Here is an 11,972-nt window from a genome sequence, read left to right as displayed (position 1 = left end):
CTCTGTTGTCCGCAGAACTTGTGGGAGCGCGCTTGCTCGCGCCAGGACCACCACGGTCAAAGGGTCTTTTCGAAGATCTTCGAATTACGCTGATAGTTGTACAGCGACGCCCGCGCCGACGGCAGGCGTTCGACGCTGCTCGGCTCGAAGCCACGCTCGCGGAACCAGTGCGCAGTGCGGGTCGTCAGTACGAACAGGGTCTTGAGCCCTTGCGCCCGGGCGCGGGTTTCAATGCGCTCCAGCAGCTCATCCCCGCGACCGCCATGACGGTACTCCGGGTTCACTGCCAGGCACGCCAGCTCTCCGGCATCGGAATCGGCAATCTGATACAGCGCCGCGCAGGCGATGATCATGCCTTCGCGCTCGACCACACTGAACTGCTCGATCTCACGCTCCAGCACTTCGCGGGAACGCCGCACCAGAATCCCCTGTTCTTCCAGCGGGATGATCAGATCCAGCAGACCACCGACGTCTTCGATGGCCGCTTCGCGCACCACTTCGAATTGTTCCTGGGCGACCAGCGTGCCGCCACCGTCGCGGGTGAACAGCTCGGTCAGCAGAGCGCCGTTTTCGGCATAGCTGACGATATGACTGCGCGCCACGCCGCCACGGCAGGCTTCAGCGGCGGCATCCAGCAGTTCCGCCTGATAATTGCTGCCCAGACGCTGCAGGTGCGCGGGCACCTGTTGCGGACGCAATTCACGAACCAGACGGCCATGCTCATCGATCAAGCCCAGCTCGGCGCCAAACAACAGCAGTTTGTCCGCGCCCAGATCAATGGCGGCGCGGGTGGCGACGTCTTCGCAGGCGAGATTGAAAATTTCACCGGTCGGCGAGTAACCCAATGGCGACAACAGCACGATGGAGCGCTCGTCCAGCAGGCGATTGATGCCCTTGCGGTCGACCCGGCGGACTTCGCCGGTGTGGTGATAGTCGACGCCTTCGAGCACGCCGATCGGCCGGGCCGTAACGAGGTTGCCGCTGGCAACGCGCAAGCGCGAGCCCTGCATGGGCGACGAGGCCATGTCCATCGACAACCGCGCTTCGATGGCGATGCGCAACTGGCCGACGGCATCGATCACGCACTCAAGCGTTGCGGCATCGGTGATGCGCATGCCGTGATGGTAATGCGGGGTCAGGCCACGGGCAGCGAGGCGCGCTTCGATTTGCGGACGCGAACCGTGAACCAGCACCAGCCGCACGCCCAGGCTGTGCAACAGCACCAGGTCGTGGACGATATTGCCGAAGTTGGGGTGTTCAACGCCGTCGCCGGGCAGCATGACGACAAAGGTGCAATCGCGGTGGGCGTTGATGTAAGGCGAAGCGTGACGAAGCCAATTGACGTATTCGGGCATGAACCTGGGCCTGTAATAAATAGCAGCCGAAGAAAGGGCGAAACAGAAAACGCACAGCGGGCTGATGGTTATCGTCGGAACAGGCTTGGCGACACGCGAACTCTCCTCATGAATACGGGTTTGGGTACCGGCAATTTATACGAGTTGGCCGGTGATGGTACAGAACCTGTGGGAGCGAGCCTGCTCGCGAATTCGATGTATCAGACGCATGCGTATCAACTGACACACCCTCTTCGCGAGCAGGCTCGCTCCCACATTGATCAGCTTTCAAGCGACTGGTGTCAGGCAGTAATGTTCAATCAACTGACGCAATAGATGCACCGTAGGCTGCAAACGTGACATTTCGAGGTATTCCCCCGGTTGGTGGGCGCAGGCGATGTCGCCAGGGCCGAGCACCAGTGTTTCGCAGCCAAGTTGCTGAAGATAAGGCGCTTCGGTGCCGAACGCCACTGCTTCGGCAGCATGGCCGGTGAGCTTTTCGGCGATCCGTACCAGTTCCGCGTCTTCGGCTTGTTCGAACGGCGGCACTTCGGGAAACAACGGCGCGTAATCGATCTTGACCTGATGCCGTTCGGCAATCGGGTTGAGTTTCTGCAAAATCGCCGCGCGCAGGGCTTTGGGGTCCATGCCCGGCAATGGCCGCAGGTCGAACTCCAGGGAACATTGCCCGCAAATCCGGTTGGGGTTATCGCCGCCATGGATACAGCCGAAATTCATCGTCGGCATCGGCACGCTGAATTGTGGATTGCGAAATTCACGCTGCCACAACAGACGAAGCCCCCGCAGTTCGCCAATGGCATCGTGCATGGCTTCGAGGGCGCTGTGCCCCAGGCGTGGATCGGAGGAGTGGCCGCTCTGCCCGAGAATGTCGATGCGCTCCATCATGATGCCTTTGTGCATGCGGATCGGCTTGAGCCCGGTCGGCTCGCCGATGACAGCCGCTCGCCCCAATGGCCGTCCGGCTTGCGCGAGGGCGCGAGCGCCAGACATCGAACTCTCTTCATCACAGGTGGCCAGGATCAGCAACGGTTGCTTGAACGGCTGATCGAGCAGCGGCTTGACCGCCTCGATGGCCAGGGCGAAAAAGCCCTTCATGTCACAACTGCCCAGGCCGACCCAGCGACCGTCGACTTCGGTCAGCTTCAGCGGGTCGGTCTGCCACAGCGCACCATCGAACGGCACGGTATCACTGTGGCCGGCCAGCACCAGGCCGCCGGGACCGGAGCCGAAACTGGCCAACAGGTTGAATTTGCCGGGACTGACCTGCTGGATGTCGCAGGCAAACCCCAGATCGCCGAGCCAGGCGGCCAGCAGGTCGATCACCGGGCGATTGGATTGATCGAGGCTCGCTTGGGTGCAACTGACCGACGGTGCAGCGATCAATGCAGCGAATTGATCTTTCATGGATGGCAAAGGCATCGCTGGCTCCAACTCGCGAATTGAAGTCCATCATAGAACCATCCGGCGACAGGAATAAACCGTCGCAGGGCGGAGCAAGGACGAGTCCTGTACACTGCACGACCTTGGCAGCCACACATTCCCCCCGGCTGCGCTCCCGATCCTGGATTTTCCGGCCATGCAGAAAGAAACCGAAATCAAACTCCGCGTCAGCCGCGAAACCCTCGCTGCCCTGCGCGAGCACCCGCTACTGAAAAAACGCAACAAAAGTGGCTGGGAACGCCGTGAGTTGATGAACCAGTACTTCGACACGCCCGAGCGCGACCTGGCCCGCGCCAAGGTCGCCCTGCGCTTGCGCAAGGATGGCGAAGAAGTCATTCAAACGCTCAAGACCCGTGGCCAGAGCATCGCCGGCCTGTCCGAGCGTAACGAGTACGACTGGCACCTGCCCAAGGCCAAGCTCGACGTGAAGAAACTCGACGGCGAATGCTGGCCCGAAGCACTGGCCGAACTCGACAAGAAAACCCTGAAACCGATCTTCACCACCGATTTTGTCCGCGAACGCGCTGAAATCGCCTGGGGCCGCGGCAAGACCAAAGTGGTCATCGAAGCCGCGCTGGACCTCGGCCACGTAGTGGTCGGCAAACAGAAAGAAGAAATCTGCGAGCTGGAACTGGAACTGCGCGAAGGCGAACCGGCCGCGTTGCTGGAACTGGCCGCCGAGCTGGCCGCGACCCTGGCCCTGATGCCTTGTGACATCAGCAAGGCCGAACGCGGCTATCGCCTGTACGACGCCAACAGCTATTCGCTGAGCCTGCCGGCCCCGCAGATCAGCGCCGAAACGCCGCTGGACGACGCCTTCGCCGCCCTGAGCTGGCACTTGCTGGGCAGCAGCCAGCGTCTGGCCGAGCAGTATCGCTTCAATGGCCACTGGCGCCTGTTGCAGGACTGGGTGGAAAACCTCGCCGAATTGCGCGCGCTGGCCAGCAGCCTCGGCCAGGCCGCGCCGCGTCAATCGACCCACGACCTGCGCGTCGCACTCGATGCCCTGCTCGAAGACTGGCGTCCGCTGGTCCAGGCCGGTCTGGATGACGAGGACGTGCGCAAAGCCGCGCCGGAGCAGTTCCTCGAAGAACTCGAAGACCCGCGCTGGGGCCTGTTCTCCCTGAACACCTCGCGCTGGTTGCTCGCTCGCACCTGGACCGCCGACCGCAACACCCGCGGCAATCGCCAGGGCGCCGCGCAACTGGGCAGCTGGTTGCCGCGCCTGTTGGGCGAAGAAGCCAACTCACTGCAATTGCAGCGTTACCAGCAGCAACCGGAAGACCTGGCGGAACAACTGCCGCGCATCGAGCGTATCCAGGCCTGGCTGCACCACGCACGCCACGTGCTGGACATCCCGGAAATGGATCGCCTGTATGGCGAGCTGAACAAACTGGCGCAACTGGCCAACGAGCCGATCACCGACGAAACCCTGGATGCGCGCAAGCAGCAGGCGATTGCGGTTTATCAGAATCGTGCCTGGAAGATGCTTCTGCGTCTGTAATACCCCCATCGCGGGCAAGCCCGCTCCCACAGGACCGATGGCAAACACAAAATTTGTGTATGACTGTTAATCCCTGTGGGACCTGGCTTGCCAGCGATCAGGCCAGCACAGTCACCACAACACTTCAGACCGGTAAACGGGTGGTCGACTTGATCTCCGACAACGCCACAACCGAGTTGACCTCCTGAATCCCCGGCACCAACGACAGCTTCTCGAAGAAGAATCGCTCATACGCCTCGATGTCCGCCGCGACGATTCGCAGCATGAAATCCACCGCGCCCATCAGCACATAACACTCCAGCACTTCGGGAAAGCCGCGGACGGCCTCGGTGAATTCGGTGAAATTCGAACGGCCGTGGGCGTTGAGTTTGACCTGCGCGAATATCTGCGTGTTGAGGCCGATTTTCTTGCGGTCGAGCAGCGTCACCTGGCCACGAATGATCCCCTCCTCCTTCATCCGCTGAATCCGCCGCCAACACGGCGACTGCGACAGCCCTACCTGCTCCGCGATCTGCGCACTGGAGAGCGAAGCGTCCTCTTGCAGCAGCGCGAGAATCTTGCGGTCGTAGCCATCCAGCTCGCTGTGCATAAAAAAACCCCTGATTACCGACAATCTGAATTAAACGATTCGATAAAACCGTAATACGCCCCATCATAGATAAGAAATACCCGGCCACGAATGTAAAAATTTCTCCAGCGATTTGGAGATCGACCATGCCACACCTGGAAGCCGTGAACACCCCGCCCACCCGCGCCGATGTCTGGAACATCAGTAACACCCATTGCCGCGTTCGCTATCAGTTGCTGGCCGAAGCCGAGCCCGACCTGCTTTGCCGAGCACTGAACCTGTTCGCCCTGCAGTTTCTGACGCCGGAACAGGTGAACGTGCAGCGCCAGGACGACCTGCTGGACATCGATGTCGTCATCGACGGATTGAGCTGGCACCGCGCCCAAGTGATTGCAGAAAAACTGCGTAATTTGGTCAGCGTTTGCTCGGTCGAGCTGCAATCGGCGGATTCTGCCTGGGGCGATACGGCTCAGGCGGCAGGCTGAAAAAAGTCGATTCGGCTTCGTCGGGTAGTGGCCCAGCGGTCAGTGGGGTCACGACTATCCTTTGCGAACGGTTGTTCACAAGGAGCCCGCATGTCCGTTCAACTCGCCCTTCAGGACCGCTGGCTGGATCTCAGTGATGTGCTGCGTGAACTGGTCGCCCAGGGCTTTATCAGCCAGGATTCGGCCGAACACGCGCTCAATGCCCGCCGCCGCCACGTCGCCCATGGCCAGATGCACCCACTGGAATTCATCGCCAGCCAACAGCTGGAAGACCTCAGTCGACCCGGCAAGCACCTCGACCTCGAAAGCCTCACATTGTGGCTGTCACAACAGGCCGGCCAGCCTTACCTGCGTATCGACCCGCTGAAAATCAATGTCGCGGCCGTCACGCCCCTGATGTCCTACGCCTTCGCCCAGCGCCACAAGATTCTCGCGGTATCCATCGATCGCGATGCGGTGACCGTGGCCAGCGCCCAACCCTACGTCACCGGCTGGGAGGCCGACCTGACCCATGTACTGAAGCTGCCCATCAAGCGGGTGGTGGCCAATCCGGTGGACATTCAACGCTTCAGCGTGGAGTTCTTTCGCCTGGCCAAATCGGTCACCGGCGCAAACAACACCGATCAGCAAGTGAACACCCTGGGCAACTTCGAACAGTTACTCAACCTCGGCGCCAGCGATCAGGAGCCGGACGCCAACGATGCGCACATCGTCAACATTGTCGACTGGCTGTTCCAGTACGCGTTCCAGCAACGCGCCAGCGATATCCACATCGAACCCCGGCGCGAACAGGGCACCGTGCGTTTTCGCATCGACGGCGTGCTGCACAACGTCTACCAATTCCCGCCACAGGTCACCATGGCCATCGTCAGCCGCCTGAAAAGCCTGGGGCGAATGAACGTCGCGGAGAAACGCAAACCCCAGGACGGGCGGGTGAAGACCAAGACCCCGGAAGGCGGCGAAGTCGAATTGCGGCTATCGACACTGCCGACCGCCTTCGGCGAAAAAATGGTCATGCGGATCTTCGACCCCGAGGTGCTGCTCAAGGACTTCGATCAGCTCGGCTTTTCAGCCGACGATCTGCGGCGCTGGCAGGACATGACTCGCCAGCCCAACGGCATCATTCTGGTGACCGGGCCGACCGGGTCCGGCAAGACCACCACGCTCTACACCACGCTGAAAAAGCTGGCGACGCCGGAGGTCAACCTCTGCACCATCGAAGACCCGATCGAAATGGTCGAGCCGGCGTTCAACCAGATGCAGGTCCAGCACAACATCGACCTGACCTTCGCCGCTGGCGTGCGCGCACTGATGCGGCAAGACCCGGACATCATCATGATCGGCGAGATCCGCGACCTCGAAACCGCAGAAATGGCCATTCAGGCGGCGCTCACCGGGCACCTGGTGCTGTCGACCCTGCACACCAACGACGCGCCCAGCGCCATCAGTCGCCTGCTGGAACTCGGTGTGCCGCATTACTTGATCAAGGCCACGCTGCTGGGCGTTATGGCCCAGCGCCTGGTGCGCACCTTGTGCCCGCACTGCAAGGCTCCGCAAACCCTGGGCGAAGAGGACTGGCAGACCCTGACCCGACCCTGGCAAGCGCCGCTCCCCACCCATGCCCAACGCGCCATCGGTTGCCTGGAATGCCGCGACACCGGCTATCACGGCCGCGCCGGGGTCTACGAAATCATGCAACTGAGCGATGGTCTCAAGGTGCTGATCAACCCCGACACGGACTTGCTCGCCGTGCGGCGTCAGGCCTTCAAGGAAGGCATGCGCAGTCTGCGATTGTCCGGCGCACAGAAAGTGGCGGCCGGTTTGACGACGATTGAGGAGGTGCTGCGAGTGACGCCGCAGAGTGAGCAAAAGTAGATTTGCCGCCATGGAACTCGATTGGGGGATCGCTATCAAACACCGGAGTTAACCCTGTGGAGTCACTTTTATGCGTCTCAAACTTGCTGTCGCTACCATCGCCCTGTTGTCCCTGCCTGTCGGTTCGGCGATGGCCGATAGCTTTTGGCGTAACGTCCTGTCCTCCGGTGCCACCACCGGCTCGACCTACCTGACGTTCAAGGATCACAAACTGATCGTCGCCGCCCAGGACGATGCCGGCAGCTTCGTCGCCAGCGATGGCGGCATCCGCGGCCCGTACCTGGAAGCCGCCATGCAGAAAGTCCGCGCCGACAACCCTGGCCTGCAGGCGACGGACATGGAACTGGCGAATGCGATCCTGGCGAAAAATGCCGTGGCGTCGGAATAAACCTTCAGGTTGAACAAAAATGCCGCTCACATGGAGCGGCATTTTTTATGTTCAATGCAAAACATGTGGGAGCGGGCTTGCCCGCGATAGCGACGGCACATCCAACATTGTTGTGTCAGTAAAATCGCTATCGCGAGCAAGCTCGCTCCCACAGGGGTCATGAGTGACCGATATTTCAACGGTACTCATCCACCGGCACACACGCACAAAACAGATTTCGGTCGCCGTAGACATTGTCCACCCGGTTCACCACCGGCCAATACTTGTGGGCCTTGGTGTGGGCGTCCGGTGTGACCGCCTGTTCGATGCTGTAAGGCCGCTCCCAGACACCGGTGATGTCGGCCAGGGTATGCGGCGCACGTTTCAACGGGTTGTCCTCGCCCGGCCAGTTGCCGTTCTGCACCTCGGTAATTTCCGCGCGAATGCTCAGCATCGCTCCGATAAAACGGTCCAGTTCTGCCTTCGATTCACTTTCGGTGGGTTCGACCATCAAGGTCCCTGGCACGGGGAACGACATGGTCGGCGCATGGAAGCCATAGTCCATCAGGCGCTTGGCAACGTCCTCTTCGCTGATACCGGTCAGCGCCTTGAGGGGGCGCAGGTCAAGAATGCACTCATGGGCCACCCGCTCGTTGCGCCCGGTGTAGAGCACCGGGAACGCCCCGGACAGGTGTTGCGCCAGGTAATTCGCGGCGAGGATCGCCACTTCACTGGCGTCCGCCAGTTGCGGCCCCATCATGGCGATGTACATCCAGCTGATCGGCAGAATGCTCGCGCTGCCCCAGGGTGCGGCACTGACGGCACCGTTCTGCGGCAGCGGCCCGTCGATCGGCACCACCGGGTGATTGGCCACAAAGGGTGCCAGATGCGCGCGCACGCCAATCGGCCCCATGCCGGGCCCGCCGCCGCCGTGGGGAATGCAGAAGGTTTTGTGCAGGTTCATGTGCGACACATCCGCGCCAATGTCCGCCGGACGGGCCAGCCCGACCTGGGCATTGAGGTTGGCGCCGTCCATGTAGACCTGGCCGCCATGGCTGTGGATCACTTCACAGATCTCGCTGATGCCTTCCTCGTACACACCATGGGTCGAAGGATAAGTCGCCATCAGGCAGGCAAGTTTGTCCCCGGCCTGTGCCGCTTTGTCTTTCAAGTCATCCAGATCAACGTTGCCCGCCTCGTCGCACTCGACAATGACCACACGCATCCCGGCCATCTGCGCCGAAGCCGGGTTGGTGCCATGGGCGGAAGACGGAATCAGGCAGATGTCCCGAGCCCCCTGATGCCGGCTCTCGTGGTATTTGCGGATGGCCAGCAACCCGGCGTACTCGCCCTGTGCACCGGAGTTGGGTTGCATGCAGATCGCATCGAAACCGGTGATCGCGCACAGCCAGCGTTCCAGTTCTTCGATCATCAGCGAATAGCCGGCTGCCTGCTCTTTCGGTGCGAACGGATGCAGATTGGCGAATTGCGGCCAGGTAATCGGGATCATCTCGCTGGTGGCATTGAGCTTCATGGTGCAGGAGCCCAACGGGATCATCGATTGATTGAGCGCCAGGTCTTTGTTTTCCAGCTGCTTGAGGTAGCGCAGCATCTCGGTTTCGCTGTGATGGGCGTTGAATACCGGATGGCGTAGATAAGGTGAGGTGCGCGCCAGAGCGTCTGGAATGCCGGGGCTCAAAATTCCGGCGTCCAGCTCGTCGACATTGAACCCATGGTCGACGCCCAGGAACACATCGAACAGTTTCGCCACCGTGGCTTCGTCAGAGGTTTCGTCCAGGCTTAGGCCCAATCGCCCGCGCCCCAAGATGCGCAAATTGATCTGCGCGGCTTGGGCGCTTTTAATGATCGCGGTCTGGGCGCCGCCGACGTCCAGGGTCAGGGTGTCAAAGAAGTGCTGATTGACGCGGGTCACGCCCTTGCGCTCGAGGCCGGCGGCGAGAATGCAGGTCAGGCGGTGCACGCGCTGGGCAATCCGCTTCAGCCCTTCAGGGCCATGATAGACCGCGTAGAAACTGGCGATATTGGCCAGCAGCACCTGGGCCGTGCAGATGTTCGAGTTGGCCTTCTCCCGGCGGATATGTTGCTCACGGGTCTGCAGCGCCATGCGCAGGGCCACATTGCCACGCGCGTCCTTCGACACACCGATGATCCGCCCGGGTATCGCACGTTTGTATTCGTCGCGGCTGGCAAAAAAAGCGGCGTGAGGCCCGCCGTAGCCCATGGGCACGCCGAAACGCTGGGAAGAGCCGAACACCACGTCCGCGCCCAGCTCCCCCGGCGGGGTCAGCAACAACAGACTCAACAGGTCGGCAGCAACACACGCCAATGCGTGCTGGGCATGCAGGTGATCAATCAAGGGCCGCAGATCGCGAATCTCGCCGTGAGTGTCGGGATATTGCAGCAGCGCACCGAACACCTGGTGCTGTTTCAAGTTATCCACAGGGCCGATGACCAGCTCGAATCCAAAACCCTCGGCGCGGGTCTGCACCACGGAAATGGTCTGCGGATGACAGTTTTCGTCGACAAAGAACACATTGCTCTTGGACTTGGCCACCCGTTTGGCCAAAGCCATGGCTTCCGCTGCCGCCGTGGCTTCGTCGAGTAACGAGGCATTGGCCAGCTCAAGGCCCGTGAGGTCGATGGTCAGTTGCTGGAAATTCAGCAACGCTTCGAGACGTCCCTGGGCAATTTCTGGCTGATAGGGCGTGTACGCGGTGTACCAGCCGGGATTTTCCAGCACGTTGCGCAGAATGACGGTGGGTGTGAGCGTGCCGTGATAGCCCATGCCGATCAGGCTGGTCCAGACCTGGTTCTGCTCAGCGTAGCCCCGCAGCTTGGCCAGCGCAGCCTCTTCATCGAGGGCCGGCGGCAGGTCGAGCACCCGGTTCAGGCGAATACCCGGCGGCACCGTTTGCTCGATCAACTCGACCCGACTGCCGAGGCCGAGGCTGTCGAGCATCGCCTGTTGCTCGGCGGCATCGGGCCCGAGGTGACGGCGAAGGAAGGCATTGGGATCGCGTAACTGACTCAGGGACGGCAACTGGGACATGACGGGCTCTCTCTGGACTGGCGCTCAGCGTCGATGCAACACGGTCAAACCAGCATAGCAGCCAGCGCCGACACGGAGAGCATGGCGCCGCCGGGCATTACGGATCATCATGCTCGTCGCCGCCCCAATACCCGCTGATGAGGTGCCTACATTTATGAGCCAACTGCCTTTCCTGCCCTTCTCCAAACCCACTATCGACGAAGCCACCATCGCCGCCGTCGGCGAGGTCCTGCGTTCGGGCTGGATTACCAGCGGCCCCAAGGTTCAGGCCTTTGAAGCGCAACTGTCGGAGTACTTTGGCGGACGCCCGGTGCGCACGTTCAACTCCGGCACCTGCACCATGGAAATCGCCTTGCGCATCGCCGGTATCGGAGCGGGTGACGAAGTGATCACCACCCCGATTTCCTGGGTCGCCACCGCCAACGTCATTCTGGAAGTCGGCGCCACACCGGTGTTCGCCGATATCGACCCGGTGACCCGCAATATCGATCTGGATCAGCTGGAAGCCGCGATCACCCCACGCACCAAAGCCATCATCCCGGTGTATTTGGCCGGCTTGCCCGTGGACATGACTCGCCTGTACGCCCTGGCACACAAGCATGGCCTGCGGATCATCGAAGACGCGGCGCAAGCGTTGGGCTCAAGCTGGAACGGCCAGCGCATCGGCTCGACTGGCGATTTCGTTTCCTTCAGCTTTCAGGCAAACAAGAACGTCACCTCGTCGGAGGGCGGCTGCCTGGTGCTGAACAATGCCGAAGAAGTGAAGCTGGCAGAAAAATACCGCCTGCAGGGCGTTACGCGCAGCGGCTTTGATGGCCTGGATGTCGATGTGCTGGGCGGCAAGTTCAACATGACCGATGTCGCAGCGGCCATTGGCCTGGGGCAATTCGCCCATCTCGAAGCGATCACCGCACATCGGCGGGAACTGGCCAAACACTACTTCAGTTGCTTTGGCGAAGATTTTGAAGCGCAGTACGGGGCGCAACTACCTCCGGCGGACTTCGAGAACAGCAACTGGCATTTGTTCCAGTTGGTATTGCCCGAGCGCCAGGATGGCAAACCGGCCCGGGCCACTTTCATGGAACAGATGCAGGCATTGGGTATCGGTATCGGCTATCACTACCCGCCGATTCACTTGCTGAGTCTTTACCGCGAGCGCGGTTTCAAGGAGGGGATGTTCCCGACAGCCGAACGGGTGGGACGCTTGATTGTCTCGCTGCCGATGTTTACGGCGATGACCAAAGCGGACGTCGAACGTTCGGTAGCAGCGGTCAAAGCCGTGCTCAAGCCTTGAGTCCACCCCCGCAG

At 61.2% G+C, this 11,972-nt stretch carries 9 protein-coding genes; 5 read left to right on the top strand and 4 right to left on the bottom strand.

Annotated elements, in window-relative coordinates; translation table 11 throughout:
• Positions 1 to 56 precede the first annotated feature (56 nt).
• Both argA and argE read right to left on the bottom strand, forming a co-directional pair.
• On the bottom strand, positions 57 to 1,355 hold the full coding sequence (gene argA / locus ACX3YF_RS08530) for an amino-acid N-acetyltransferase (RefSeq protein WP_458973633.1): 1,299 nt from the start codon (positions 1,353 to 1,355) through the stop codon (positions 57 to 59).
• Positions 1,356 to 1,622: 267 nt separating this feature from the next.
• Complete coding sequence (gene argE, locus ACX3YF_RS08525; protein WP_196585220.1) at positions 1,623 to 2,774, bottom strand: acetylornithine deacetylase; 1,152 nt, start codon at positions 2,772 to 2,774, stop codon at positions 1,623 to 1,625.
• Positions 2,775 to 2,931: 157 nt separating this feature from the next.
• Here argE and ACX3YF_RS08520 point away from each other — a divergent pair, with 157 nt between their 5' ends.
• A complete protein-coding gene (locus ACX3YF_RS08520) occupies positions 2,932 to 4,299 on the top strand; it encodes a CYTH domain-containing protein (RefSeq protein ID WP_130205735.1) in 1,368 nt (455 codons plus the stop codon).
• A 124-nt stretch (positions 4,300 to 4,423) separates the two neighbouring features.
• Here ACX3YF_RS08520 and ACX3YF_RS08515 read toward each other — a convergent pair whose 3' ends face one another.
• Positions 4,424 to 4,888 (bottom strand): Lrp/AsnC family transcriptional regulator, encoded by a 465-nt coding sequence (locus tag ACX3YF_RS08515; protein ID WP_130205733.1) that lies wholly within the window; start codon positions 4,886 to 4,888, stop codon positions 4,424 to 4,426.
• A gap of 125 nt (positions 4,889 to 5,013) precedes the next feature.
• Here ACX3YF_RS08515 and ACX3YF_RS08510 point away from each other — a divergent pair, with 125 nt between their 5' ends.
• The 3 genes from ACX3YF_RS08510 to ACX3YF_RS08500 all read left to right on the top strand — a co-directional run bounded on the left by ACX3YF_RS08510 (position 5,014) and on the right by ACX3YF_RS08500 (position 7,615).
• Entirely contained in the window at positions 5,014 to 5,352 is a 339-nt protein-coding gene (locus tag ACX3YF_RS08510) for a hypothetical protein (protein WP_130205731.1), read from the top strand.
• A gap of 90 nt (positions 5,353 to 5,442) precedes the next feature.
• Positions 5,443 to 7,227 carry a GspE/PulE family protein gene (locus tag ACX3YF_RS08505; protein WP_448647603.1) on the top strand — a complete coding sequence of 595 codons (1,785 nt, stop codon included), beginning with the start codon at positions 5,443 to 5,445 and terminating at the stop codon, positions 7,225 to 7,227.
• 70 nt (positions 7,228 to 7,297) lie between these two features.
• On the top strand, positions 7,298 to 7,615 hold the full coding sequence (locus tag ACX3YF_RS08500; RefSeq protein WP_047534773.1) for a DUF2388 domain-containing protein: 318 nt from the start codon (positions 7,298 to 7,300) through the stop codon (positions 7,613 to 7,615).
• Between the two features lie 175 nt (positions 7,616 to 7,790).
• Here ACX3YF_RS08500 and gcvP read toward each other — a convergent pair whose 3' ends face one another.
• Positions 7,791 to 10,664: an aminomethyl-transferring glycine dehydrogenase gene (gcvP, locus tag ACX3YF_RS08495; RefSeq protein ID WP_458973632.1), complete on the bottom strand. Its 2,874-nt coding sequence runs from the start codon at positions 10,662 to 10,664 to the stop codon at positions 7,791 to 7,793.
• Between the two features lie 154 nt (positions 10,665 to 10,818).
• Here gcvP and ACX3YF_RS08490 point away from each other — a divergent pair, with 154 nt between their 5' ends.
• Positions 10,819 to 11,958 (top strand): DegT/DnrJ/EryC1/StrS family aminotransferase, encoded by a 1,140-nt coding sequence (locus ACX3YF_RS08490; RefSeq protein WP_196585223.1) that lies wholly within the window; start codon positions 10,819 to 10,821, stop codon positions 11,956 to 11,958.
• Positions 11,959 to 11,972: the final 14 nt, after the last annotated feature.

The organism is Pseudomonas fluorescens group sp. PF-69 (assembly GCF_054481235.1).
Note: the sequence above shows the minus strand (reverse complement) of the source record. Positions and strands in the feature narration are given on the sequence as shown.